Raw genomic sequence first — 24,689 nt, forward strand, 5'->3', positions numbered from 1 at the left:
ATATGCTGTTTATTGGAGTTCGTTAATGAATACCGATGTTGATATAAATAATAAAAAATACACCGATGCCTGGTTGGGATTCTGCGGGAATGATTGGTGCAGTGAAATTAACGTTAGGGATTTTATTCAGCAAAACTATCGTCCTTATGAAGGTGATGAGTCGTTTCTGTCAGAAGCGACACCGGCCACTCTGAAATTGTGGGAACAGGTGATGGAAGGCATTCAGTTGGAGAATGCCACCCACGCTCCAGTAGACTTTGACGATAATATTGCCACCACTATTACGGCGCATGGGCCAGGCTATATCAATCAAACGCTGGAAAAAATCGTTGGGCTACAAACCGATAAACCGTTAAAGCGTGCATTGCATCCTTTTGGCGGTATCAACATGGTACAAAGCGCGTTTGACGCTTATGGCCGCGAGATGGACGCTGATTTCAAATATATTTTCACTGATTTACGCAAAACCCATAATCAGGGTGTGTTCGATGTGTACTCGCCAGAGATGCTGAAATGCCGTAAATCTGGCGTATTGACCGGTCTGCCGGACGGCTATGGACGTGGGCGAATTATTGGCGATTACCGACGTATTGCACTCTATGGCATCGCCTATCTGGTTCGCGAACGCGAGTTGCAGTTCGCCGATTTGCAGTCACAGCTTGAACAGGGCATTGAGCTGGAAAGCGTGATCCGGTTGCGGGAAGAATTGGCGGAGCAGCGTCATGCGCTACTGCAAATTCAGACGATGGCCGCCAGCTATGGATTTGATATTTCCGCGCCAGCCAAAAATGCCCGCGAAGCTATCCAGTGGCTTTATTTTGGTTATCTGGCGGCGGTGAAATCACAAAATGGTGGTGCGATGTCACTAGGGCGCACCGCAACATTCCTCGATATTTATATTGAACGCGACTTAGAACAGGGTGTATTGAACGAGCAGGAAGCGCAGGAACTGATCGATCATTTCATTATGAAGATCCGCATGGTGCGCTTCTTACGCACCCCAGAGTTTGATTCGCTATTTTCCGGCGATCCCATTTGGGCGACGGAAGTACTCGGTGGCATGGGATTGGATGGTCGCACATTGGTCACCAAAAACGCCTTCCGCTATCTTCATACACTGGAAACCATGGGCCCAGCACCGGAGCCGAATCTGACCATTCTATGGTCGGATGCGTTACCGCGCCCATTCAAAAATTATGTGGCTCAGGTTTCCATTCAAACTTCGTCGCTACAGTATGAAAACGACGATCTGATGCGCCCTGATTTTAACAGCGATGACTATGGGATTGCCTGCTGTGTTAGCCCAATGGTACTTGGCAAGCAAATGCAATTCTTTGGTGCGCGTGCCAATCTGGCAAAAATTCTGCTGTATTGCATCAATGGCGGCGTGGACGAAAAACTCAAAATTCAGGTTGGCCCGAAATGTGCGCCGATGGAGGATGAGGTGCTGGATTATGAAAGGGTTATGGCCAGCCTCGATGTATTGATGGACTGGTTAGCTGTGCAATATATTAGCGCCCTAAACCTTATCCACTACATGCACGATAAATACAGTTATGAAGCTTCGCTGATGGCGCTGCATGATCGTGATGTTTACCGCACCATGGCGTGTGGTATTGCCGGACTTTCAGTCGCGGCAGATTCACTTTCGGCGATTAAATATGCCAGAGTGAAACCGATCCGTGATGCTGATGGGCTGGCTGTCGATTTTGCTATTGAAGGCGAATATCCACAGTACGGTAATAACGATGAACGCGTCGATAGCATCGCCTGCGATTTGGTTGAACGCTTTATGAAAAAAATCAGTAAGCTACCGACTTATCGTAATGCTGTACCGACTCAGTCGATTCTGACTATCACCTCCAATGTCGTGTACGGTCAGAAGACCGGTAACACGCCAGATGGTCGGCGTTCTGGTATGCCGTTTGCCCCTGGAGCCAATCCGATGCATGGTCGCGATCGTAAGGGGGCGGTAGCGTCACTCACATCGGTTGCCAAGCTGCCGTTTAAATATGCCAAAGATGGGATTTCCTATACCTTCTCGATCGTACCTGCGGCTCTGGGTAAGGATTCCCCAATCCGTAATAATAATCTGGTTGGGCTATTGGATGGATATTTCCACCATGATGTCGGCGTCGAAGGCGGGCAGCATCTCAATGTCAATGTGATGAACCGTGAAATGTTACTCGATGCCATAGATCACCCGGAAAACTATCCGAATCTGACGATCCGGGTTTCCGGCTACGCGGTGCGCTTTAACGCCTTGACTCTTGAGCAGCAAAAAGACGTCATTTCCCGTACTTTTACTCATTCGCTATAATATTGCCCTCAAGCCCTCCTTTTTGACGGAGGGCTTTCTATTTTTCAACTGCCAACTGCCAACTGCCAACTGCCAACTGCCAACTGCCCAGCTTTGCGATAGCGCATTTTCGGGGCTGAAACCTGCGCCGTTATTTCTTTGGGTATATACTGAAATAGCTCAGTCAAAAATGTTTCTGGCTCTACCTTTGTCGCTGATCTATACCGATATTATTCGATCAGCAATCCGCGAAGTAAAAACCAAAGAGTAAGGTTTATCATCATGACTCGGATTTTCACTTTAACGCTATCCCCCTCGCTAGACAGTGCAACGACGACCGCAAAGATGTACCCAGAAGGAAAGCTGCGCTGCACCGTTCCTGTTTTTGAGCCCGGCGGTGGGGGAATTAACGTTGCTCGTGCCGTTGTTTATCTTGGCGGTCAAGCGACGGCTATTTTTCCTATCGGTGGCCCGACCGGTGAACATTTGAGTCAATTGCTCGTTGAGGAAGGCGTGCAGACAGAAACGCTAAAAACTCAAGATTGGACGCGACAGAATCTGCATGTTCACGTAGACAATAGTGGTGAACAATTTCGTTTTGTCATGCCAGGGGCGCGACTGAATGATGCAGAGTTTGAGCAATTAATGTTGCAAGTCCAAAAAATACCGACTGACTCTATTTTAGTGATTAGCGGCAGTTTACCTCCAGGTATATCCACTGAAAAGTTAACTCACTTGATTCGGCAGGCTAAATTAATGGGGCTTCAATGTATTGTTGATAGCTCAGGTGAGGCATTAAAAGCGAGTCTGGATTTGGGGGGGCTTGCCCTGGTAAAACCTAATCATAATGAACTTTCTGCGTTGGTCGGTCGACCCTTGGATAACCCTGATGATGTACGCAGTGCTGCTCAGGAGATAGTTCAATCCGGAGGTAGTCAGCGGGTTGTCGTATCCCTTGGGCCGCAAGGAGCCTTAGCCGTTGATCGTGAGCATTGTGTACAAATTGTGCCCCCGCCGGTGAAAAAAATGAGTACCGTTGGCGCTGGGGATAGCATGGTGGGTGCCATGACCTTGAAGCTGGCAAATGGTGCGGAACTGCTTGATATCGTACGTTTTGGTGTAGCGGCTGGGAGCGCAGCAACGCTGAATCTGGGGACGCGTCTTTGTTCATTGGCGGATACCCAACGTTTGCACGATTATCTTTGCAAAAATTAGTGGGTGGGATGCTCCGGTTTAAACTAACCATCTAGCTCACGTAGATGTGGGTGGAGCATCCTATTTAAGTTCTTGAAGTCTGTCACCTGTGTCACTCAGAACCTCGGTTGACATTTGAGCTTACATACCCAATTTAGTTTTTAACACTTCATAAGGTGTTTTTCCACCATGTGCTGAATGGGGGCGATGACAGTTATAAAATGCCTCCCATTCCGCTAATTTTTCATGGAGGTCAACATCACCCGTATAATCGATAAGCTGATAAAACTCCTGTTTGTCGGTCAGATGAGAACGTTCTACTTTTCCATTTAATCTCGGTGTCGCTGGTTTGATATAAACATGCTCCATACCTAACTCGTGCACCTACCAGTTAAATTTCGCCTGGAATTCATGGCTATTGTCTGTCCTGATGGTTTTTATTCGGAAAGGAAATTTATTCACAACGTAATCAATAAAATCAATCGCATTGGCTTGATTATGCCGCCCATAAATTTTTAAGGCACGTATCCGAGTCGCATCATCAATTGCGGTATATTGAAAACGCTTAATCCGTTGGCCATTAAGGCTATTAAAAAACAAGAAGTTAACATCAACCTGCACATGATGCCCCGGAACCTGTTTCTCATGGCGCTTGAACAACGGCTTAGAGCGTTGTCGTTGATTTTGTGGAAGTTGATTTAGTCTATTTCGAAGAAGGACGTAATAACAGCCAGAGCGAGATACCTTGATATTATGAAATCGTAACAAGTACCACGATATTCTCTGAGGTCCAAAATGATAGGTTGTGCGCAAGTAAATTATTTGCTCTTCAATGTGCTTTGCCACTCGTCGAGTAGGATTTTCTGGGCAAGGCTTATGATTGATTAACCCTTGTTCTCCATAGCACTCATAGGCTTTTTTCCATGTGTAATAGGTTTGCCTGCTAATACTAAAATGTCGGCAGGTTTTAGCGACATTTTTGGCATTATTTGCATAGTTTAAGGCTTTTGTTTTGAGCGCTATATCTCGCTTCGCTTTAGCATTCATCATATCCAGACCTCCGGCTACAGTTAGAAAACACTAACTGTTCACCGAGGTCCAGATTTTCATAAGTTCAAATAATTATTTACGGATAAGTTCTAAGTCACTATGTGTCAGCGATCTGGTAATACTAAACCCATGATTTACTTCGGTTAGCAGATAATCTTCCGGTTTGAGATAAGTTCTTAACGTCGGGTAGTCGAACGAATCAGGTCCTATCAATACCCTACTTCCCGGGAATTTTTCTGCAGTATCTAAGACACATTCGATATTTGCACACATTTTATACCTACTTTCTATATCAGGTAAGATGTTAACAAATTGATAATTAGTTATTATTACTCCATCACCAAGAGTGTCTAAGGTAGCGTAGATCAAATTATTAACTGTGGGCCATACAATGTTTCGCCGTCCTTCCTTCGCAATATTAATAAAACGCTGCTCTCCAACAAAAAATTGCAGAAGGCCTGAGAATATAACGGTAAAAACAATGGCCAGTAGCTGAAAGCGTGCAACTGTCAATGTACGTGTATTAAAGGCCCATTTACATCTCCATTTAGAGAAAAAGGATGCAATTTTTCTCAGGGAGAGGAGTTCTTTAATAACACCAGACTCAAAAATAGATGCGCCACATATTGCCGACACGCCTAACATTGCAATCAAGAACCAGCCATTTCGCTCATCATAAGAACAGCAATTAGAATAGACAACGAATGCAATGCCGGCTCCAAGAAGATATATCAGACCAATCTGATTGAGTGTACGTTTTAGCGCTATCAGGTTAAACGCTGCAAACGTTAGCATCAGAAACAGTGGAAACTTTCCAAACATTGAGATGACATTCGTCCAGCTATGCATGTAAATACTGCCACCAGCTGATGCCGAAGTGGCGAGGTTCATGAGATGTGTCAGGTTACCTAACGGTTCAGGCTGAGCCGTTGCTGTGGAAAAGATATGCATGAACGTTATCATCGGTACGATCAGAGACAATAGCCTGATAATATACCAGCTAAGACGTTTCGATCCGCGCAGGCCGATTAACAGTAAAGCTGTACCCACAATAAGGGCACTCAGAACGCCAGGCTGTTTGGTAATAGCACCCACACCGGCGAAAAGTGCTGCTGATAGTGTATAGTGGTCGGCCTGATCATCCTCTTGGTTGGCATTTCCCGCTAAATAAATAGCAATTCCACTAATAAGAGTTAGCATCATTACTATTGGGTCGGCAAGTCCAGAAAGTAGTAACGAGTTATTTAGAATAACCCCCCATAGTAGGATAAATATCAATACAGCTGCGACTGTGCGCTTAGCAACAGCTAGCATCACATTCTGCAATATAATAATAACAGGGAAAACCACCAATAAAAACTTAGATAAAACCCAAATCATTGGGCTTCCCTGAGCCTTATAAATAAGTGACCACAAGCCAGGTATGAATATAGGGTATGCTGCAGAATATGGGTGATAGGTATTGTTGAATAACTGAATGGCCCAGTTGTTCCATGATGCGTTCACATCCCAACCGGAAAGGACAACTTGTCCATCAGCTAATGATTTAATCGCGCTAACAGGACTTAGTATACATCCTATAACTATCAAAATAGTCAGTAAAAGTAATGTGTGGAAATTAAAATATACGAGAATACCAGTAGTTCTTTTCAGACTCCATAAAGTAACAACAAGCACAAGTATGAGAATAAAGAATGAAAGGTTACCCAAATTTAGCCAGTAAGATAGAAATACTAATAGCCAGCTCAACCACATTGATTTAGCGGAGGATAGCACTATCTTATTCAGTAATTCTATTCGACTTTTCTCTGGCCAAGAAAAACCAGCTAAGGAAACACAAAGTGCTAACCCAATGGCACCGTAGAAAAGCGTCATTCATTATCTCCAATTGTCAGGGCTACATATGGCGTAAATTTTACATTCGATAGAATTACAGCAGCCTTCGGGTCAGCATAGTTTAAATCAATCGCCACTTTGAAATAATGTGCATTGTGAGGGATTTTATTCAATTCTTTGCCATCCGAGGAAAAGATGCCGTCAATATGAACCGTTCCATTATTTTTTTTGACTAGGCGATTCCAAGCAATACCAAACATGTGCGTTTTCGGCTCCGCGAGCAATTTTTTATTTTCATCATAGAATAAAACCCCGGCAAAAATGGAAGATCCAACATCATTTTTTCCATCACTAACGGTCATAATATCCAACGACATTTTGTAGATTGCAGAATTATCAATTCGAAGCATTTTCCGGCTGTATAGCGAGATAGGTCCGATAAAAAGAGATCCACTACGGTATATCTGTTGGGTTAGTATAAGCTGCTCTTGGAATACTTGTTCAGAATCACGAGCATCACTGAACTTAGAATAATTTATAGAATTAATAGAGAAATTATCCCAGAGTCCAAACTTGATTTTTAACTCCTGTTGATATAAAGATATAGTACCGATTGAGAGCCATGTAATTAATGCCGTTGCAACACAGCGAAATGTATGCTGCGAAAAAAAATCACTATTATTTGATTGAGTAATTTTATTGGAAATTTCTATTGAATCTTTCAATTTTACTTCTCCATTACTTCGGCGAGCTTCATTAATTTCATATGCGCTTTGCGCTATGCGATTTTGAAATTTTTGTTTTAAATATAAAAGCTTTCTGAACATAGAAGTTAAATAAAAAAAGTCCAAGCGTTGCCAGCATGTAAATGAATACTTTTGGTAATTCTAAATATTTTTCTACTATATCAATCAATGGAACAAGTATAAGTATATTGAGTAACACTAGAGCCAAGTATTTAGTAAAAGAAATATAAAATTCATTTCCTGCTTGATAGACAAAATTACGAGCTAGATAGAAATAACCAACAGTACCTACTGTACGGGCAACCAGAACAGATATTGTGGTTGAATTTGTCAAAAGATCAACAAAATGGAAGGTCAAAAAATCTACCAATGCTAATAACAATGAAACTAACATACCCCGAAATAAAATAGCATAAATCTTTGCAGAATCTTGAATTTTTCTAAAGTGAGATGAAGGGTTTCCTGGTTCGTAAATGGTCTGAATAATTACCTCATGGCATGCTCCTTTTTTTACAAAAAGAATAAGCGCGGCTAACTCAAAATCGTATCTCTGTTCTGAAATCGCGAGCAAATCTGAATAAAATATCTGCGGAATATATCTTAAGCCAGTTTGGGTGTCATTGACATGTCCCCCATGGGTCCAACGAAAAAGTCTCACAGTTAATTCGTTACCGAACTTGGATCTCAGTGGAGTATTTTTATTAAATACTCGACGCCCAAGGATTACGGAATTCTCAGTTTCTATACCGGCCTTCATTACACGAAAGACATCTACCGGTAAGTGTTGTCCATCGGCATCAACGGTTACAATGAAGGGAATTTCTCTATCTTGTGCGATCTTGATTCCTGTTTTAAGCGCAGCACCTTTTCCCTGATTAACATCATGGGTAATGACCTCAATTCCACGATCTCTCAAAATGGAAAATACTTGCAATGCGACGTCAGTAGTTGAACCATCATTAATAATAAGTAGTGGTAATATCTGATCGTTATTATGCATATATTCAAGTAACTCACCAACCAATACAATCAATGTTTGGTCCGGTTCATAAGCCGGTATAACAATCATAAAAAACCTCATCTTATTTAAAATAAACAGCTTAAACTTATAATCCAGAGCCTAAAGCTTATCCAATATCATGTAATCCATGATGTTTTATCTGTCCGTTAGGGCCATTGATTTCCATTCTAGACGTATCATACCCCCCTTACATAGAGATTTTTCCGGACAACAAAATATCATTTAGTCTCCTCTGAGATACTGCCGGGCGTGGTCGTTGATGAAAATCTGAACCTGTTCCCAGAATGAGGAATCGCAAGTAACCGATTCATACGCCCAGGGACTCTGACCTGTCCGGTCGAGTATTCCGGTTGTGACTTTCCGATCTATATGGATGCATCAACATCAACCTGAGTGGTTCCGACATATTTCAGATAACTGACCAGCATTTCCTGTTTTTTGAACCACGGAATTTAGAAAAAAGCCGCGCTGGCAGCACCAACTTTAATTAGACGGCGTAGATGATAAACTATATTTATGCGACTAACTATCAAAGAGTAGTGGCATAGTTAATTTGGTCACCTGCACAGAGTTGATATCATCATCTCATCGTCAAAACAGAGTAGCGCTTAAGCTAGGCGTAAATACTATTGGTGGAAACACCGAGTCGTGAAGAAACCTCCGAAATGGGATATCCTTGCGCTGTGACCTGCTTTACGGAATTCTTCAGTAAACGTTTTGACTGACATAAACACTCCTTCATTAGGCCTCGATTATGAGGCAAAAAGTGTTTAGGAAACCCGAATCTATTCGCTTCACCGCTTTAGGCATACGGTAGCGACCAACCTGATGAAGTCCCCGGATCGCAATATTCAGGCCGTCAAACGTCTGTTGGGGCACTCCAGCTTACGGTCTACGTTGGAGTACATTGATGAGGATATTGATTCTCTGAGAGAGCTTCTGGAGCAGGAACTGATGAGATGAGTCGCCGTGGTATGCCGAGAAAGGATATCTCCTTGACATAATTTGACATTTGCCTTCGAAGTCTGTAAAAATCAAACGCGAAAAAACCCGCATGCTACAACATGCGGGCCTTTCAAGAGCCTTTTTACAACAACTGGGTAATGGTATTGTTGGTTGAAACCTTCTAACCACACCTTTGGTTATTGGGCATCTGGACTCGCTTTAGAACCTGTCATTTTTTCATCCTGAACGAATGACAAGCGCTTCTGAATAAGTGGTGCCCGGACTCGGAATCGAAATAAACTACCTGATTTATTGTTATTAAACGATATTATTGTATTCGATAAATGTAGAGGCCCCCGTTAAGGCCCCCGGAATGTTTTGCATCAAAAAGGGAATAGGTTTGATGATTTTTTCTCCTGCGAGAATATTACCTGTTATTCAGGGTGGTTCCAGATAACGGAACCACCCTGAGCATCAACTATAATGTAATCTGAGGATGTTTAATACCGCATGCATGGGCATACCTGACCAATGTGTCAAGGCTCGCTTTAACGATATTAGACTCCATGCGGGAAACAGTGGGCGGTGTTACCCCCATTCGTTCTGCAACCTGCGCACGGGTTAATCCTGCATGGCGACGCCATTCTGCCAGCATGATCTGTAAACGCTCTTTACGCTCTTCGGCTTCATAAGCGGCTTGTACTTCTGGGTCAGACATTAAATCAGCCCTGACGGTATCCCAGGCAATGCCTTTAACTTTTGTCATATAGCATCTCCTCTAATCGCTCAAACGCGAGGGTTATCTCCCCTGACGGTAATTTCTGCGTTTTCTTGATGAACACGCGCAGTAGATAGATATTTTTTCCTTTCTGATAAACATACAATCCCCTGGCAATATCCGTTCCCATCGTTCTGAGTTCAAACAAACCGTCTCTGACGGGTTTGCTGTCGGGCTCTCGTAATGCCGTGGCATTCATTTTAAGCTTATCAATCAGGCGGATCATTTTAGCCCTGATGACTGGCGGTAAACCTGCTATTTCATCAGGCACTTCATCATGTAAAATCACATTAAACACAGAATACTCCTCTATAGAGAGATATTGCCTTTTAAGCTAAGTTAAGTCAAATGCTAATTAACGAGTGATCGACTAGATTAGCCTGATCTTCAACATACCCGGTAAGATCTGGGTTATCGCTTCAGTTTTCTACAGAGGTTTTATGATCCGCCAGCCATACAAAGAAAGTAAGACGGAGTTCGTATTACCTGGCTGTACGTTCCGGGAGCACGCCTGGGTAATGTTTAGCCACGATATCATTCATCTTATCAATCAACTCAGGCTTCCTAAATGTCAGGTGCGCTGAGCCCTTCATGAAGTATTTTATCGAAAAGTAATCGTCTTCATAAACTTTCGCTATATGCGGATTGGCACGAATATGCTCATACAACCGGCTTGTCACATCGCCCCGGTTGTCTGGGATCGCTTTACCGTCCAGCAAGTGCAACATGCGTTCCAAATCCGCCAACTGGTCTCGCCGGTAACCGTGGTTCAGGGTAAAGCCCCATTGGTTGCAACTGACCAAATTGCTAATGATTATTTTTTTGCCAAATTGGCATGGACTGTTGGTTTTATAGTGCCAGGATAATCCTTTGAATAAATTGATGACCCCGCGTTCAAATACCTCGTCTTTCTGCTGGTGAAGTTGCTCAAAGGTACTGAGTATGTTGGCTTCGCTGACGGCAGGAATAGTATCTCCCTCAAGGTTTCTGTACCACTGGTCACGGGCTTGGGCATCCATCAGGCTCAGCATCCCCGATTTCTTCATCAGGTCTCGCCATATACCGCGATCGAGATTGCGGGTAATCACTTTCATGGCTGTTTCTGCTTTCTCCATGAACCAGCAGCCAGTACGGAAATCTTGCCGCATGGCCCAGTCTTTTGCTATTCCACCGCCAATGCTGTTGGTGATGGCTGAAATATCCTCAAGCTGGTGGATAAGGGCTTCAATATGCACCAGCGCGGCGTTACGCCGGGTGATGATACGCTCAATGCTGGTGGAGCAAATCACATCGGTGTGGCCGGTTAGAACCTGCGGCTCGTCGATAACTGCGCTGAGTGAAGTAGACATCGTAGGAACTCCATAAAAGCAAAACGCCAACTCTTGTTGTTGGCGTCGGGGAAGAGGGATGTTTTAGGTGCCAGTGTCTGCCGTTCAAGACAGTTCCTGATACACCGCGATATAGACATAACCGTGACTGCCCAGCGTATCGGCGTCACAGACAAATCCCCCGTGCCGGACCGTAAGGCACTGCTGACGGCGAGGGTCAAGCTGACCGGACAGCAACTGCGACTCCAGTTTGGTTATCAGCGCTGGGAATGCCACATCAAGAGCCTGAGCGGCTTGAGGGGAAAAGGTGCCGACAATATTGGCTCTGTCACTCAGAAAGTGCAGGTGTGTTCCCTCCTGTACCAGTCGGGCTCCCAACCGCGGCGTAATATCACGTTTCAGGCCCCATGTTGGGGAAGTCGTAATGTGGTTATTCATGTTAACGGTCTCTATGGAATAGGATTGAGGGACTCGGTTGGGTACAGCAACGTGGGTGGAAAATGAGCACGCCACAAGCCCGAAGCCTGGCGAGCCCGCACGATATCGCCTTTGCTTAACATCGGGTCTTGCGCCAGTGCGCTGAACCCGTTACGACCAATTTGCACTAAGGCATATTTCTCAACCAGGGCATTAATGGTGTCACCGACTGAAATCCCTTGTTCTATCTGTTGTGCAATCGCCTGTTCATCGTGATAGGGCGTATCGTTGAGGCTCAGGCCATAGTGGTGCTCCAGCAGAAAAGCGAGCAGTTGTTGATAAATAACAGGCACGGGCAATGCACCCTGCGCTGTGGGGCGTGGTTTCATGGAGATGTTCTCAATGTGGATAATGCGGGATTAAGTCAGGCGACGAGCGCTGTTACCGCGTCGTTGGGGGTAGTCTTGTATCACCAGTCGAATGTGGCGAAACCGGGCAACACATCGCCCAGGGCATCAATATGTAGGTAGGTTAGCCCATGACGTTTCATCAATGAGGTGACCAGACAGCGGCAGGCTTTGGAGAGGCCCAACTGTCTGAGTCGCAATACCGGGTGGTTCCCGGCATTAAGTCGAATCAGATAGCCTGTGCCGGTAAAATGGATCCATTCGCCATCGCCGAATGCCACCTGACAATGGGATATCCGGTACAGCAGCGCATTGTCACCCTCGGTGATATGTGCGGTACTGCATTGCAGACCCCGAAGGGTCAGGATGTGGGTTTGTTGGATAGTCGTTAACATGGCAGCCACCCCAACTCGGCTAACGAAACCGGCTCGCTCTCACCGATAATCAGGTGGTCCAGTACGCGGATGTCGACCATGTTCAGCGCATTAACCAGTCGGGCAGTCAGTGTGCGGTCAGCCTGGCTCGGTGTGGGGTCTCCGGCCGGATGATTGTGGGCGATGACAACGGCAGCGCAGCGGTGGTGCAGTGCCCGAATAACGACTTCGCGGGGGTACACTGTGGTGGCATTAAAGGTGCCGACAGAAACGGTTTCACTGGCCATCAAGCGGTGGCGGTTGTCCAAAAATAGCACCATAAAACACTCCCGCCCCTGAGGGCGAAGATGGAGTTGCAGCCAGGCTTTCACTGCCTCGGGTGAGGTCAAGGTGTAGGGCCGGTGTCGGAGTTGGGTTTCCAGTATCGCCAGTGCCTGGCTGATAATCTGTTGCTGGGCAAAAGGCAAGGTGGGGAGTGAAGCCCGCATAGGCTGATGTGGCATGGGGGAACTCCTGTTCATCAGTCAATCAAGTCAAAAATGGCCTGGCTTTCAGGGTGTTGTAAGGCATATTCGCGCAATCGGTAAAAGTGGTCGGTCATGGCCTCACTCTCGGTGTGGCAGGCATGGTGACTGTAAGCCATCAGGCAGGCGATGATACCGGCAGCTTCACGACTGACGGTGGCCCCATTGCCATTGAGTGCGTTAAACAATACATAGTCTTGCTCCGTGCCCGGCACCATAAATGCCCCGCCGTTGGGCAAGGTGTAGAAGTCCCAGAAGTCGCCGTGATAGTCTTCGCATAATAGGTCCAGCCAACGAAAAAACTGTGGTTCAATCAATACCCATTTAGGCACCTGACCAAAGTACTTTGACCAGAAATGGATGCGTTGCGCATCAGAAACCCGGGTGGCGGTGAGTTCGTTTGTTTCGGTATTGCGGTGTTGGTTCATGAGAAAAGTCCTTGTGTCATTATCGGTTAATAGCAAAACAGGCTCCTCCGGGGAAACCGGGGAGCCTGTTTATGGAATGGATTAAGAATGTGATTTAATATTTAAAGTCGTGAGTGAAGGCAGGACATGGGAGAGGCATCATCTCTTAGATTAAAAACCCGTTATCGTGGGGATAACGGGCGGTGGTTTTCCCTGAATATTGGCATAACGCCTGTGCCTGACCGCTGTTTTAAAAACCTTTTGCTGACAGGTAACCCTATCAATTTTATCGATGGGTAAAGAGAAAAGATAATGGGTTGTGCAGATCAATAACGCGAAACCGATCGTTGAAATCGATCGTCACCGAAGCTATGAGGCTGGGTCACGCCACTGCCTGCTTAAGCTGCTCGGCCATGACCCACAGCGCGCGATTGAGTTTGATGTCACCATCAATACCATTGATAGCACGGGTTTGTGCCCGTTTGCCTGTGGCGCTGCGACCCGATAATCCCCCTTTGCTCAGATTTTCTTGCAGCCTTTGAAAAATTGTCCACAAGTCATCTTTTTTATCTTCCCAACGTCGAGGCATCAGGATTTGGGACTCCGTGACGGGATGGTGCTCCTCACCGTAACGGTAGGTCAGTGCAGCATGGGCCAATGCATGTTGGTGCTCCGCTGACAGCATTAATGCCTGCATGCCTTCACGTTGTTCTGCTACCCGGTCAAAAATCCCCAGTACCTCATACGCGCCTTCGATCACTTTATCCACTATATCGCCCAGGTGTGGCACACGAATATCGCCAAAAGACTCACCACAGATTAACCCATTCGCACAGACTGCACGAAACATGCCGGGAATTAATTGGTGGCTACTGCTGCCATCGTGGCTGTTTAACATAATAATTTCAGGTACTTGTTGACCGGCTATCTGAGTGACGCGCCGCAAGCGCAGCATATGTTTGGTATAATCACGTTTCTCGGGGTCTCGTACCTGGGTCTGGCAGGCAAAGAACGGCACAAACCCTTCTTCACGCAACTTATCCAATAGTGTAATAGTAGGGATATAGGTGTATCGGGCGCTGCGGGAGGCATGTTTGTCTTCGCCAAACACGCTGGGCACATAGTAGGCCAGTTCATCATGGGTCAGGGGACGGTCGCGGCGAACAGAGTTCACCCGACCAAAACGGGACGCTAAACGAGTCATCAGTGTTTTCTCCAAATAAAAGGCCCCCAGTCTAAATAGACTGAGGGCCAGTAGGGTGACGATGTATAAAGAGTAAAGTCAGTGGTGAATAAGCATCGTGATATCGCTATTCAGTTATGGGTGCAATAATGCCGGACGTTGGCGGGATGTATTCATACCCTTTCTCCAGCCGCCAAATCACTCAATAACACACACACGATGAAAATGGGGGGGATCTGACCGAAACGGCTAATCCCCGAGATACCAGATGAGCAGACCGTATCCCACTATGAGTATAAGGACATACATAAGACAGAATTTTAGATAAATAATACCGGCTCTTTTTAGCCTACCTTTTGTCATTTTGATTTCACGACCATGATATAAAGCACTGCTCCGAATAACGGGTCGAGTAACAATGACACCATAAACCACAGCCAGAATGACCGTCCATTTGAGCTGGCGCACCACCCAATGAAAGCCGAAGCCATAATCCAAAGTAAAAGGACAAGTATCATTTTAGTCCTCCTGATGAGCGTCAGTCGAACCTCGCCCAGATTTCCTCGTGACGGTCCCCTTCGACTGAGTGACGAGATAATGAGAGAGGATGCGAAAAACCAAACTGAGAATAAGCCAACTGACAATGCCCCAGAAAACTGCGGTGATAAGAGACAGGATGCTGATCCCGTGCTCGGAGACGGCGACTGTCACTAACAGCATGAGTGTTATCATCACGGCCAGGGCCACTTTGACTTTTCTTGAATTCAGGATATTGATGATATTCATGGTATCGCTCTGGTTTGTGTAACAAAATTCAACCACGGTGTGACAGTGACGGGAAGAAACAGGCCATTTTGCGATGCCTGTGGAACGCCCTGCACAATCAGAAAGTTATCGTTCACTTGCTCACTCCTTTTGTGGGCAATTAAAGGCTACCTGATTCAGCAATACCGTCATCTGCCAGTGCGTGGCTAATGTTATTCACCACCGTATGGGTATCGAGTTTTATCTCTGCCAGCAGTTTTCCGGTGTCCGGCGCGCCTTTATAAACGTAGAGTGACGCGACGGGCTCACCGTCATCGTTTGTTCCGGCGGAGACCTGATAGCGGGTATCACCCTTTCTGACAGTGAACTCCTGAATGCTGATAACCTGATTATTCTGGTATGCGTAAGTGGTGTTGGCTGCCGGAACAGTGATATCCATCTCTTTATGTGGGGTGCCGGTCTTACCAAAAGAATAAGACACGTAAGGGGTATCCATGCAGATGGTGACTTCTTTGTTATGGTTGAGCGTTTTGGCATAAAAAACAGGTTTTGCACAGCGCGAATTGTCAGCCTGTACTGCATGTACACATGACAACAACAGCCCAGTGCTTAAGAGAAAAACGCGGACGAGACTTTTAAATTGACCTTTCATTTTCATTCCTCCCACTCAGGTAAAACGACATAAATATCCCTACCCCTGACTTCAATCGTCATCGGCTCTTTATTACCGGTGTTCATCAGGGCCTGTGCCTGATAAAAACGCCCGCTGACCTCTTCCTTTAAGTCCGTCACGCGAATACAGCGTTCATCAATACCTTCCTGTTTCATGAGCTGGGTAACAGTAGAACAAGCACTCCGTGCAAGTCTTTCGGTGCGCGACTGCTTTTTGAATTGCTCACCGGCTATCGCCGACAAAACAGTACACATCAGCCACACCTGCAACAAACGCCAGGGTTTCCCCTGACGTTCGTCACGTTGCCGCAGATAAACTATGGGTAGCAGAAAATACCAAAACGAAGGCGGTACTTTTTCTTGCTTCATCAGGCTTAACCGGTCAAGAAGGGTCCAAACCAGGGAGAGAACCAGATAAAAGCCAAGGGCAATCTCTTTAGAAAAGAAAATGGATAAGGGGGCCCAGAGTAGTGGAGGAACAATGGCCAGAGCCCAGGCATAGCCGTCCTGCTTGGACAGAGGATAAGGTTTTAGCATGGGGACCTCGTATTGTGCAGCACAAAGGCCGGATAAGGGAAACTGCGTTGCATCATGGGAATACTCCTGTATTCATTAATAAGTAGACAGAAATTAAGGGGTGACGACCGTTCTGGAAAGGGGATCGTAGCGAGATGTGGGAAAGAGAGATAATCGTTAATTAAGATCAATAAGCCAAAACCGATCGTTGAAACCTATTGGTTTATTGATGATAAAATCAATTATTGATAGTCTATAGCTATCATAAATAGGTGTTCGATCGGCGAAACAGATCGAACGAATAAACCGTTGGCCGTGAGAAATCAGAACAGGAAATGCCAGACAGCGTGAACAACCGAAAGCAGTCGGTGGCGAAGCCGTTTAAGCTGATGCACCAGCGCACCGGTGGTTTGCATTGCAGAGAGCGCATCATCGAAAATATCGCCCACGCCACGGGCAAAGTTGTCGCGCGCCGTGTTGATCACGTTCTCCGTACGATAACCCGACTCCAGTTGGCGTGTGACTGCACTGCTGGCGTTATCCGGCAAAGCACGAATGAAGGTTTCGGCCCAGAGAAGCATATTGAACCCCTCCGATGCTGATACTGCCAGAACAGGATGTCGGGGTGAAAACAGCGTATTGACCTGCGCTATTTTTACCTGCAAGTGCTGTTGCTGACGTAAAGAAGGTTGGTGAGTGACGAGGTCCCACTCCCGGCAGGGTTCAATTTTATCAGCCTGATTGAGGACGAAAAGAAAGCGCACGGGGTCTGCTCCCTGCGAAATCAATTGCCGATAGCAACGAATGTCATCGTTCCATGCCCGGTCATCAGCTTTAAGCACCCAGATAATCAGGTCCAGTTGACCCAGCCAGTGTTGATATAACCGCGTATAGATGCGGTCAAGTTCGGGCGTTTCACCTATTCCCGGAAAGTCCACGATGAGCAACGCATGCGGCGCAAGAGCCCATTGATACGTTTGTACACGGCGGGTACATCCTTTAATGGCGCTGACCTTGGCGGGGGGCGGATTGAATAAGGTATTGCAGAGGCTTGATTTACCCACACCGGTCTTTCCCATAACCCCAATAGTGGGTTCGTAATGAATGCACTGATGTACATGTTTGAGAATGGTACGGGAGAGATGATGGCTGATACAGTGGGCTGTATCAGCAGGAAAAGGAGAAAGTACCGATTTTAGTAACGAGTTAACATTGAACTCTTTATTCATTGATATCACCTGAGATAATAAATCAATTGATTACTACAGGAGTAATATCTTTCTCAAAATATATCCAAGTGAAATCAGCCTGTTAATATAAATTTCTTAGTAGGTCACTCCCATTTAAACAAAAGCGCTCTTTTTTATATGTTGGTCCTACCCCCATAAAAATATTATTGCCGAATGAACGTTTTTTCCCCAAATCAGTTCCCTCCAATCTGTCCTCAAGTTTTTTGGGTGTCTGATATACAGGAATAAAGAAACCTCCAACATCATTGCTATACTTCATTCTTTCAAACAAAGGCATAATGCCGGTATATTTTCCAGATAATGATCTTTTCCACTCCGATCTTACAATATCTGTTTGTCTCAAATACCTGATACTAAAAAAGTCACAACACCCACCATATTCATCCCATACTTCTTGAGTAATAATGAGAGGCAAATATATAACGTTATAGGAAACATTAACTGAGTTAACATGCGGATCTTCATAAACTCTCCCCTCAAAGAACGTCTTCAAAAAAACAACATCAAATACACCTTGTGGCTGACGAATATAGTGACCCAATGCCTTCTCATGAAAATCATTATGAATCCCCATATTCACTCCATCCGTGATCATACCAATTAAATTCCCCACATCCAGTACCGGAGATGAATTCGGAATACTGCTACCAATAATGTAGTTACCTGAATACGTCAACATTTGAACAGGTGGATGATAGGTATCATAAATTGTTAATGCCGGTCTTAATTTCGATCTACTCCGTCCCAGTTGCATTTCCTGTTTGATTAGTGATTCAAGAAACCCAGACTTTGTAAGGTCTCTTTCTGTGGCAGTATTCTTAGCCCACTCATAAGTAGTCGAGTCAGAGATATACGCCGTTATTTTGTGCTTACTTGCCATACCCTCTAGTCCTTTTTCGTCGATGAGAAACATCAAAGTAAGTTACTTTACATCATGATTAATATCAAAAGTAATCTTTATAAAGAACCTTACTTTTAAACAAAAAAATAATAATCAATATATTATAAAAACACTCTATTTAAGGAAATTACAGAGATATTAAGCATTACAGGGAAGGAGGAAGCCATGGGAACCATGGCTATGATGCGTGTACTGTAAAAAAATACTGCGCTTACCATCAGAAGAGGCGAGACTGTTTTCCCTATTCGTAACTTCATCAGCCCTGTTGCACAGGCGTCATGCATCGTCGTTGATAGTCCAGACCCGATCCTTTCCGATAGCCTGAAACCTGAATATTTACAGTACGTATATGCATATGAAGGGAGTCATCATTAACCATGCCGAACACGTAAAATCATGCTGATGAAACGTCGAACTCCACAGTTCATTTACGTAGTTTTTTTATTCCTTATGAAAAGCTAACTTCAGAGTAAAAATAAGCAGCAAACAATACACGCTAGCCCCACAAGAACTTAGTGCTGCAAGACATGACGTTCTTAGGGGATGCATGAAGTACTGTCGGTTATTAATAATATATATACAACAAGAGTAATACATATAACAATAATATATATACAACAATAATAATATATATTCATGAAAGAAAGCACACCAACCTAATAATAAAAAAACAAATACAGAAAAAAACAACCTAATAAAACAATGCAATGAAATTATAAATCAACATTAAAAAACCCTCATCACAATACTATGAAATACTAATGCGCCGCTTAACCCACAAGCATCCCAACATCTCATATGAGTAAGCCATAGCCAACTCTGATGATGGCAAAGGTAACTTATTAGTTGCAATACTATGTATTCATCATGTTATTTATCAGTGTGAGGAACAAAATGTATCAGGATAAGTCTTGATGGCTTATGAAATAATTAAAATACATGCATGGTATTAAGTTACAAATGTAAATAAATGGCATTGCAAGACACTCTCCCTAAGTGTAAGTGATTTATGTACATCTCTTACGGATGTCTTTATGAGACGCCGACTTTTTGTAAATATAACAAATCAAGAGTAAGAACCATGACGGATAAACAACCCAATAAAACATACCCGATCAATCTGGCAACGCATAATTATCTTTATCTAGCACGATTCGGTAGTACCGTGCGCAATGCTCTAATAACGCACCCACGGTTACTGGTTATTCGCGTTGACTTGCGCTTTCCCGATAACTATGACGTTGAAGGCAATAAAGCGATGAAAGCCTTTATGGCAGCAATCACATCAAGACTTGAAGCGCGATACAAACGAAAAAAGAAGGAAAATCCCGGCAAACAGGTGCATTACTCTGAGCTGCACTACATCTGGGTGAGGGAGAATAATCAGTGCGGCAAAAAGATTCATTATCACACACTGCTTATGTTCAATATGGACGTTTTCAACTCGTTGGGCAACTACTGGCAAGAGGGGAATCTGGCTGACCTGATTATCAATGCGTGGCTGAGTGCGCTGAAGTTGGAAGGTAAGGAATATCGTGGTCTGGTCTATTTTTGTAAGTCTCCCTGCTATCGCCTTAACCGGGCCAATCTGAAAGCCACAGACGACTACAAAAAACTCATGGAACGCACCGAATACATGGCGAAGCACAGGACCAAAATATACAGCAACAGGATCCGCTCTGCGGGAAGTTCCATATATGACAAACAAGAACAGGAAAACAAGCTCACACGACAGACTGCACGAAAAAACCACAAAGACGCTAAGAGAGAGGTACTGAAGGGTATCCAACACAATAAACAAACAGGACATCATTAGTTTTTTACATGGCCTTCCATCCACTGAGGAAGGCTGTCACACACCTGAAGGCAGTTCATTCCTCCTTTACTCACTTAAAGGAGATTTAATCATGAATACCCCCACCCCATCCCTTCTAAACGATCAACTTGTCGATATGGTATTTATCACTGGTTTCACGCAGCTTACTGATAAGTGGTTTTACAAACTGATAAAAGATGGCTCATTCCCCAAACCCATTAAAATGGGGAGAAGTTCTCGGTGGCTAAAAAGCGAAGTAGAAAGCTGGTTAAATGAACGTATTGCCCAATCCCGCCAATAGCATCTTGTTTAGCAATTAATCGGCACCAACCTCCCCACGATTTCCGCCTACTGCTTGCATCAATATCAGCCCTCATGGGACGGATGAGCCATGTCTGCCAACCATCCCCGTAAATTTTTGCTCCAAAGCGCATCTTCACTGAAGTGGAAGAATAAAACATTTCACTTCTTGATTTATCCATAATTTTTATGCAAAAATCATGAAGTGATTAACTCAAAGGGTTCCATCTATGAACGTGCCACAATGCAGGACCTTTTCTCAGCAGGACTCCCAGACTTGCTTGGCGAAAATGGGAATTGATGAACAGGACATTATCGATGCCCTAACCGCGACTCTTTACGAGAGGCGTCGCACAACGAAACTACACCCTGTGATTGATGGTGGTTTTCGATTCTGGAGTGAGTTGGTTGCATCGCTGCGTAGCGTATTGATTTCCAAAGATTGCGGATGGACAATGGTACGTCAAAATCGCATGGAGCTAGTATCCAACCCAACGCATAGCATCAATCTGATCATCACATCAGGGGATAAAGATACAGGACTAGCTGATGGATGGCCGAAGACTAAAAATGCGAAAGGGGAAGCGACAATGAGTATCGTGAGCAGTAACTCCGATACGATTGAAATGTTCCCGTCAGAACATCCTATGCACTCAACCGATGGCCTAGCTCTGATTCCAGTTTCTTCTGCTGACAGCACTAAAACATATATCGTGCTTTACTACTATGATGCGAGCAAGCAAGAAATCCGCTGTGAGATTTCTTTCCCTGTAGGCATGAAGGTGGTGAATGGTTTCGCGAAAGTCAATTACTGGAGCGAGAGGTTAATTATCAGTCCTCTACCGTTTGATGGTGCAGACATCTTCCCAGAAGAAGATTTCACAGATGATGTTTCTATTTCTATTTCTATTGAAATGAAATGAATACAAACGATAAAGAAAGCAGGCGTCTGTTTAATCCTTCCAGACTTAAGCTGGCACGAATCAGGAGAAAATTGACGCTGAAAGAGCTTGCCGAAGCGACAGGATTGTCTTCACGTATCGTCATCGAGTATGAAAAAGAATATTGCCTGTATGAACCCACTCCAGCTACGGTAATTGCTTACTCAAAAGCATTGAGTTATCCAGAGTCATTTTTCTTCGGTGATGATCTTGAAAATATAGATCCATCTACGGTGTCATTCCGATCGCTACGAAGAACAAAAGCTGCCGATCAGCATGCAGCAATTGGTGCTGGAGGACTCGGGGTTATTGTCGCGAACTATTTTGATGCCAGATTCAATTTGCCAGTTCCCAGCCTTCCTGACATGAGAGGCACCACTCCAGAGGCTGCTGCTGAGGCGCTGAGGGAAGAGTGGCATCTTGGGAAGAAAAGTGTTCCTAACATGGTTCATCTCCTGGAAAAAAATGGCGTTAAAGTATTTTTCTTGTCAGAGAACACTGCTGATATTGATGCATTTTCATTCTGGAAAGACAGCATCCCTTATATTTTCCTGAACACAAAAAAAACAGGTGAGAGAAGTCGTTTTGATGCGGCTCACGAACTAGGACATTTGGTCATGCATCGGCATGGTGTGTTGCAAGGAGCTGACATCGAGAAAGAGGCGGATTCATTTGCTTCCGCATTCCTTATGCCAAAAGAGAACGTGCTGGCAGTCAAAATGGTTGTTCCCACATTAGATAAGATTATTCAGCTTAAATCGAACTGGATCGTCTCAGCTATCGCGCTTATCGTTCGTATGCGGAATTTGGGCGGATTATCTGAGTGGCAGTATAACAGTCTAATGAGAGATGCCTCTACCAAAGGTTACCGTTATGGGGAACCAGGTGGAATCGAAAGGGAAAGATCACTGATCATTGATAGAGTTTTATCAATGCTTCAGGCTGAAGGTGTGACATTGCCAGTGATTGCCAAAAAACTAAATATTCCGCTGGATGAGCTATCTAGTTTGTTATTCGGCGTTGCGGCTGTCGGTGGTGGAGGGCATTCTTCACCTGCTGCGAAACCAGCCCTTAAACTTGTATAACCTTCCTAAGATAAGCGTCAAACTCGAACCGGCTGTCGAAATTCACGATGCTCATCGATAATACCCACTAGCTTCAACCACAGGTATCGAGACCTGAGCCTGCTTAAAACGGGCTCAGGCTGCTGACGAACCCCACTTTTGGGTGGGGTTCTGTCTTTCTAGCGACCGAAGGTCGCGTTCGCGATATTTTTCCCCGGCCAGTCACTCAGATTTTTTAGCAACACCCTCAACATGTTTCCGCATCCTGCTGCGCTATTTTGAACGGAATATATCATTAATAAACAATACAATAGCGTCAATAGCGCCATCTTCTTGATGTTTTGCGCCGTCGCCGCCAACAAGCACTGCATTTGTACTTTCATCAAGGGGAACGTTGGCACAGCCGCGCCACTTGACTCGCGCGACGCCGTCTGCAATAAGATCTCAGAATTTCACGGGTGCAGACTATATCCCCCCCAAGCTGTAACCCCAATATTGGGGTACTTTATGACGAATGGGAGGCGGCGAACACGACGTCGTACCCGAGCGCCATTGGTTTAACATTGCCGTCCGGTTTTGGTGCTGTATTCGTTGGAGCCCTATCGCAATATGCCATGGAAATTTACGCCACAAATGATGCACGTGACTAATTATGCTGACCATAGTCATAGCTTCTCCCGTGCATGCCGACTACAATCATTACTTGATTTTTGCGAGCAGCATTCCGGATTTTTGATGACAAATACCATGATAAAAAATGATAAACGCTGGATTGGCGATCTGCTGGGCGGTCCGCTGATGGTTAGAGAGAGCCGGACTATTGCTGAGTTACTGCTTTCTGAACCAGACGAAATGACCTGGCAGCAGCAAATAATCGATGAAAATATCCTTCAGGCATCCTCCATAAGTACTGCGAATCGATACGCCAGAACAATAAAACTTCGACTAATGACGCTGGATCGCGAGTGCTGGCAGCTGATAGTTAATGGTAGTGAAAGTGAACGTCTGCAAATGCTACTAGTGGCTCTGATGATTCAGTCGCCGATTGTCGCGGAATTTGTAGCTGATGTCGTGAACCCGGCACGTCAGCAGTTTAAAGAAAAACTCGGCGTAAATTGCTGGAATGAATTTGTGGATGAGAATCTGCGTTTACACCCAGAACTTACGACTTTCTCTGATTCATCTATCAAAAAAATGGGCAACAACCTGATTAAGGCCCTGGCAGAAGCCGGATACCTGGACACTCCACGCCGTCGGAATCTTCAAACTATTTTCCTGTTACCTGATGTCGCTGCGGCGTTGCATCGTTTAAACAAAGCCGAACTTCTGCCAATCCTGGAGGGCAATGCATGAATGACCCAATCCTTGATTACCGTTTAAAGCAGTTAGAAGAGCGTATCGGCGATGACCGTTTTTTAAAAAACCAGGGCTCCGGCAATGAGATTGGCTTCTGGATTTTTGATTATCCGGCACAGCAGGAGCTACAGGTACGTGAGTACCTGGCGTTTCTTTTTAAGAAACTAGAAAAAAAATACACATTCACCCAGTTGAATATTTTTCAGGTCATCATCGACATGCTGGAAGAACGTAAGCTATTCGAGCGTATCTGCCAGCGTGAACCTGAACTTGGGCTGGAAGCACTGAAAAAGCATCTGGCTGCACCACTCAGTCAGAAAAAAATCGCTGAATATATTGCCCGTACGGTAGATCTTCCCGCCCAGCAATTTGTCATTCTGACTGGGCTCGGCAACGCCTGGCCGTTGGTGCGCGGGCATGAGCTCATGAGTGCTTTACAGGATGTCATGGGTTTTACGCCACTTCTGATGTTCTATCCAGGCAATTACAGTGGATATGACCTGTCTCCTCTAGCTGGCATTAACTCCCGTAACTATTACCGAGCCTTCAGACTGGTACCCGAAACCGGTCCTGCGGCGACTTTGAACCCTCGTTAAAAG

The 24,689-nt window shown here is 44.9% G+C and carries 25 protein-coding genes and 3 pseudogenes; 9 read left to right on the plus strand and 19 right to left on the minus strand.

The features are described 5' to 3' along the window. The first annotated feature begins 25 nt into the window (after positions 1-25). Together pflB and pfkB are read left to right on the plus strand one after the other, a co-directional pair. Complete coding sequence (gene pflB, locus DJ39_RS04425; protein ID WP_004721971.1) at positions 26-2,320, plus strand: formate C-acetyltransferase; 2,295 nt, start codon at positions 26-28, stop codon at positions 2,318-2,320. Between the two features lie 261 nt (positions 2,321-2,581). After that, entirely contained in the window at positions 2,582-3,514 is a 933-nt protein-coding gene (pfkB, locus tag DJ39_RS04430; protein ID WP_038244831.1) for a 6-phosphofructokinase II, read from the plus strand. A gap of 120 nt (positions 3,515-3,634) precedes the next feature. Here the strand turns inward: pfkB and DJ39_RS04435 are convergent. From DJ39_RS04435 to DJ39_RS04450, 4 genes and pseudogenes are all read right to left on the minus strand, one after another. Then, positions 3,635-4,543 (minus strand): annotated as a pseudogene (locus DJ39_RS04435) (IS481 family transposase). Positions 4,544-4,615: 72 nt separating this feature from the next. Beyond that, complete coding sequence (locus tag DJ39_RS04440; protein WP_038240961.1) at positions 4,616-6,418, minus strand: hypothetical protein; 1,803 nt, start codon at positions 6,416-6,418, stop codon at positions 4,616-4,618. Next, positions 6,415-7,104 carry a hypothetical protein gene (locus tag DJ39_RS04445; protein WP_004723367.1) on the minus strand — a complete coding sequence of 230 codons (690 nt, stop codon included), beginning with the start codon at positions 7,102-7,104 and terminating at the stop codon, positions 6,415-6,417. The genes DJ39_RS04440 and DJ39_RS04445 overlap by 4 nt, the downstream gene beginning before the upstream one ends. A gap of 37 nt (positions 7,105-7,141) precedes the next feature. Next, a complete protein-coding gene (locus DJ39_RS04450; RefSeq protein ID WP_038240965.1) occupies positions 7,142-8,194 on the minus strand; it encodes a glycosyltransferase family 2 protein in 1,053 nt (350 codons plus the stop codon). A 735-nt stretch (positions 8,195-8,929) separates the two neighbouring features. On the opposite strand from DJ39_RS04450, the pseudogene DJ39_RS17330 reads away from it, so the two are divergent. Then, positions 8,930-9,109: pseudogene (locus tag DJ39_RS17330) on the plus strand (tyrosine-type recombinase/integrase); the annotation flags it as partial. 460 nt (positions 9,110-9,569) lie between these two features. Here DJ39_RS17330 and DJ39_RS04455 read toward each other — a convergent pair. The 14 genes from DJ39_RS04455 to DJ39_RS04525 form a co-directional block, all read right to left on the minus strand. Continuing rightward, the gene (locus DJ39_RS04455; protein WP_012104592.1) at positions 9,570-9,857 is read right to left on the minus strand and encodes a helix-turn-helix domain-containing protein; all 288 of its coding nucleotides are present in this window, start codon (positions 9,855-9,857) and stop codon (positions 9,570-9,572) included. Beyond that, a complete protein-coding gene (locus DJ39_RS04460; RefSeq protein ID WP_004722490.1) occupies positions 9,844-10,167 on the minus strand; it encodes a type II toxin-antitoxin system RelE/ParE family toxin in 324 nt (107 codons plus the stop codon). Before DJ39_RS04460 ends, DJ39_RS04455 begins: the two co-directional genes overlap by 14 nt. Before the next feature lie 184 nt (positions 10,168-10,351). Then, a complete protein-coding gene (locus tag DJ39_RS04465; protein WP_004722491.1) occupies positions 10,352-11,218 on the minus strand; it encodes a DUF4942 domain-containing protein in 867 nt (288 codons plus the stop codon). 84 nt (positions 11,219-11,302) lie between these two features. Continuing rightward, a complete protein-coding gene (locus DJ39_RS04470; RefSeq protein WP_038251171.1) occupies positions 11,303-11,635 on the minus strand; it encodes a type IV toxin-antitoxin system YeeU family antitoxin in 333 nt (110 codons plus the stop codon). 11 nt (positions 11,636-11,646) lie between these two features. Then, positions 11,647-12,003 (minus strand): TA system toxin CbtA family protein, encoded by a 357-nt coding sequence (locus tag DJ39_RS04475; protein ID WP_004722495.1) that lies wholly within the window; start codon positions 12,001-12,003, stop codon positions 11,647-11,649. Between the two features lie 80 nt (positions 12,004-12,083). Then, a complete protein-coding gene (locus DJ39_RS04480) occupies positions 12,084-12,416 on the minus strand; it encodes a DUF5983 family protein (protein ID WP_050777623.1) in 333 nt (110 codons plus the stop codon). After that, positions 12,410-12,883, minus strand: a complete 474-nt coding sequence (gene radC / locus DJ39_RS04485; RefSeq protein ID WP_004722498.1) for a RadC family protein — start codon at positions 12,881-12,883, stop codon at positions 12,410-12,412. The genes DJ39_RS04480 and radC overlap by 7 nt, the downstream gene beginning before the upstream one ends. A gap of 32 nt (positions 12,884-12,915) precedes the next feature. Further along, a complete protein-coding gene (locus DJ39_RS04490; protein ID WP_004722500.1) occupies positions 12,916-13,347 on the minus strand; it encodes an antirestriction protein in 432 nt (143 codons plus the stop codon). A 361-nt stretch (positions 13,348-13,708) separates the two neighbouring features. Next, a complete protein-coding gene (locus tag DJ39_RS04495; RefSeq protein WP_038251172.1) occupies positions 13,709-14,530 on the minus strand; it encodes a DUF932 domain-containing protein in 822 nt (273 codons plus the stop codon). Positions 14,531-15,028: 498 nt separating this feature from the next. Further along, positions 15,029-15,295: a hypothetical protein gene (locus DJ39_RS04505; protein ID WP_038251173.1), complete on the minus strand. Its 267-nt coding sequence runs from the start codon at positions 15,293-15,295 to the stop codon at positions 15,029-15,031. A 139-nt stretch (positions 15,296-15,434) separates the two neighbouring features. Further along, positions 15,435-15,926 carry a hypothetical protein gene (locus tag DJ39_RS04510; protein ID WP_230596550.1) on the minus strand — a complete coding sequence of 164 codons (492 nt, stop codon included), beginning with the start codon at positions 15,924-15,926 and terminating at the stop codon, positions 15,435-15,437. A 2-nt stretch (positions 15,927-15,928) separates the two neighbouring features. Beyond that, on the minus strand, positions 15,929-16,483 hold the full coding sequence (locus tag DJ39_RS04515; RefSeq protein WP_004722507.1) for a hypothetical protein: 555 nt from the start codon (positions 16,481-16,483) through the stop codon (positions 15,929-15,931). 302 nt (positions 16,484-16,785) lie between these two features. Continuing rightward, on the minus strand, positions 16,786-17,691 hold the full coding sequence (locus tag DJ39_RS04520; protein ID WP_004722509.1) for a GTPase family protein: 906 nt from the start codon (positions 17,689-17,691) through the stop codon (positions 16,786-16,788). An 82-nt stretch (positions 17,692-17,773) separates the two neighbouring features. Next, entirely contained in the window at positions 17,774-18,592 is an 819-nt protein-coding gene (locus DJ39_RS04525; RefSeq protein ID WP_139127580.1) for a hypothetical protein, read from the minus strand. Positions 18,593-19,694: 1,102 nt separating this feature from the next. Here DJ39_RS04525 and DJ39_RS04530 point away from each other — a divergent pair. From DJ39_RS04530 to DJ39_RS04545, 4 genes are all read left to right on the plus strand, one after another. Then, on the plus strand, positions 19,695-20,429 hold the full coding sequence (locus tag DJ39_RS04530; protein ID WP_162013031.1) for an inovirus Gp2 family protein: 735 nt from the start codon (positions 19,695-19,697) through the stop codon (positions 20,427-20,429). 91 nt (positions 20,430-20,520) lie between these two features. Then, the gene (locus DJ39_RS04535; protein WP_038251174.1) at positions 20,521-20,730 is read left to right on the plus strand and encodes a helix-turn-helix transcriptional regulator; all 210 of its coding nucleotides are present in this window, start codon (positions 20,521-20,523) and stop codon (positions 20,728-20,730) included. A 289-nt stretch (positions 20,731-21,019) separates the two neighbouring features. Then, complete coding sequence (locus DJ39_RS04540; RefSeq protein ID WP_230676595.1) at positions 21,020-21,652, plus strand: hypothetical protein; 633 nt, start codon at positions 21,020-21,022, stop codon at positions 21,650-21,652. Next, positions 21,649-22,755: a helix-turn-helix domain-containing protein gene (locus DJ39_RS04545; RefSeq protein ID WP_038251177.1), complete on the plus strand. Its 1,107-nt coding sequence runs from the start codon at positions 21,649-21,651 to the stop codon at positions 22,753-22,755. Before DJ39_RS04540 ends, DJ39_RS04545 begins: the two co-directional genes overlap by 4 nt. A 158-nt stretch (positions 22,756-22,913) precedes the next feature. Here DJ39_RS04545 and DJ39_RS04550 read toward each other — a convergent pair. After that, positions 22,914-23,120, minus strand: a pseudogene (locus tag DJ39_RS04550) (IS5/IS1182 family transposase); the annotation flags it as partial. A gap of 361 nt (positions 23,121-23,481) precedes the next feature. On the opposite strand from DJ39_RS04550, the gene DJ39_RS04555 reads away from it, so the two are divergent. Both DJ39_RS04555 and DJ39_RS04560 read left to right on the plus strand, forming a co-directional pair. Further along, positions 23,482-24,087, plus strand: coding sequence for a DUF1819 family protein (locus DJ39_RS04555; protein WP_172460320.1), 606 nt, complete (start codon positions 23,482-23,484; stop codon positions 24,085-24,087). Continuing rightward, on the plus strand, positions 24,084-24,686 hold the full coding sequence (locus DJ39_RS04560) for a DUF1788 domain-containing protein (protein WP_038251183.1): 603 nt from the start codon (positions 24,084-24,086) through the stop codon (positions 24,684-24,686). The genes DJ39_RS04555 and DJ39_RS04560 overlap by 4 nt, the downstream gene beginning before the upstream one ends. Positions 24,687-24,689 lie beyond the last annotated feature (3 nt).

The sequence above is a fragment of the Yersinia ruckeri ATCC 29473 genome (assembly GCF_000754815.1).
In the GTDB taxonomy this organism is placed as follows: domain Bacteria; phylum Pseudomonadota; class Gammaproteobacteria; order Enterobacterales; family Enterobacteriaceae; genus Yersinia; species Yersinia ruckeri.

What these genes read in the sequence shown, in the direction of transcription:
- DJ39_RS04515 (WP_004722507.1), bottom strand. Translation starts at nt 16,483, where the DNA reads ATGCTAAAACCTTATCCTCTGTCCAAGCAGGACGGCTATGCCTGGGCT.
- DJ39_RS04475 (WP_004722495.1), bottom strand. Translation starts at nt 12,003, where the DNA reads ATGAAACCACGCCCCACAGCGCAGGGTGCATTGCCCGTGCCTGTTATT.
- DJ39_RS04545 (WP_038251177.1), top strand. Translation starts at nt 21,649, where the DNA reads ATGAATACAAACGATAAAGAAAGCAGGCGTCTGTTTAATCCTTCCAGA.
- DJ39_RS04490 (WP_004722500.1), bottom strand. Translation starts at nt 13,347, where the DNA reads ATGAACCAACACCGCAATACCGAAACAAACGAACTCACCGCCACCCGG.
- DJ39_RS04440 (WP_038240961.1), bottom strand. Translation starts at nt 6,418, where the DNA reads ATGACGCTTTTCTACGGTGCCATTGGGTTAGCACTTTGTGTTTCCTTA.
- DJ39_RS04480 (WP_050777623.1), bottom strand. Translation starts at nt 12,416, where the DNA reads ATGTTAACGACTATCCAACAAACCCACATCCTGACCCTTCGGGGTCTG.
- radC (WP_004722498.1), bottom strand. Translation starts at nt 12,883, where the DNA reads ATGCGGGCTTCACTCCCCACCTTGCCTTTTGCCCAGCAACAGATTATC.
- pflB (WP_004721971.1), top strand. Translation starts at nt 26, where the DNA reads ATGAATACCGATGTTGATATAAATAATAAAAAATACACCGATGCCTGG.
- DJ39_RS04555 (WP_172460320.1), top strand. Translation starts at nt 23,482, where the DNA reads ATGATAAAAAATGATAAACGCTGGATTGGCGATCTGCTGGGCGGTCCG.
- DJ39_RS04520 (WP_004722509.1), bottom strand. Translation starts at nt 17,691, where the DNA reads ATGAATAAAGAGTTCAATGTTAACTCGTTACTAAAATCGGTACTTTCT.
- DJ39_RS04465 (WP_004722491.1), bottom strand. Translation starts at nt 11,218, where the DNA reads ATGTCTACTTCACTCAGCGCAGTTATCGACGAGCCGCAGGTTCTAACC.
- pfkB (WP_038244831.1), top strand. Translation starts at nt 2,582, where the DNA reads ATGACTCGGATTTTCACTTTAACGCTATCCCCCTCGCTAGACAGTGCA.
- DJ39_RS04510 (WP_230596550.1), bottom strand. Translation starts at nt 15,926, where the DNA reads ATGAAAGGTCAATTTAAAAGTCTCGTCCGCGTTTTTCTCTTAAGCACT.
- DJ39_RS04505 (WP_038251173.1), bottom strand. Translation starts at nt 15,295, where the DNA reads ATGAATATCATCAATATCCTGAATTCAAGAAAAGTCAAAGTGGCCCTG.
- DJ39_RS04470 (WP_038251171.1), bottom strand. Translation starts at nt 11,635, where the DNA reads ATGAATAACCACATTACGACTTCCCCAACATGGGGCCTGAAACGTGAT.
- DJ39_RS04525 (WP_139127580.1), bottom strand. Translation starts at nt 18,592, where the DNA reads ATGGCAAGTAAGCACAAAATAACGGCGTATATCTCTGACTCGACTACT.
- DJ39_RS04530 (WP_162013031.1), top strand. Translation starts at nt 19,695, where the DNA reads ATGACGGATAAACAACCCAATAAAACATACCCGATCAATCTGGCAACG.
- DJ39_RS04495 (WP_038251172.1), bottom strand. Translation starts at nt 14,530, where the DNA reads ATGACTCGTTTAGCGTCCCGTTTTGGTCGGGTGAACTCTGTTCGCCGC.
- DJ39_RS04450 (WP_038240965.1), bottom strand. Translation starts at nt 8,194, where the DNA reads ATGATTGTTATACCGGCTTATGAACCGGACCAAACATTGATTGTATTG.
- DJ39_RS04535 (WP_038251174.1), top strand. Translation starts at nt 20,521, where the DNA reads ATGAATACCCCCACCCCATCCCTTCTAAACGATCAACTTGTCGATATG.
- DJ39_RS04540 (WP_230676595.1), top strand. Translation starts at nt 21,020, where the DNA reads ATGGGAATTGATGAACAGGACATTATCGATGCCCTAACCGCGACTCTT.
- DJ39_RS04560 (WP_038251183.1), top strand. Translation starts at nt 24,084, where the DNA reads ATGAATGACCCAATCCTTGATTACCGTTTAAAGCAGTTAGAAGAGCGT.
- DJ39_RS04455 (WP_012104592.1), bottom strand. Translation starts at nt 9,857, where the DNA reads ATGACAAAAGTTAAAGGCATTGCCTGGGATACCGTCAGGGCTGATTTA.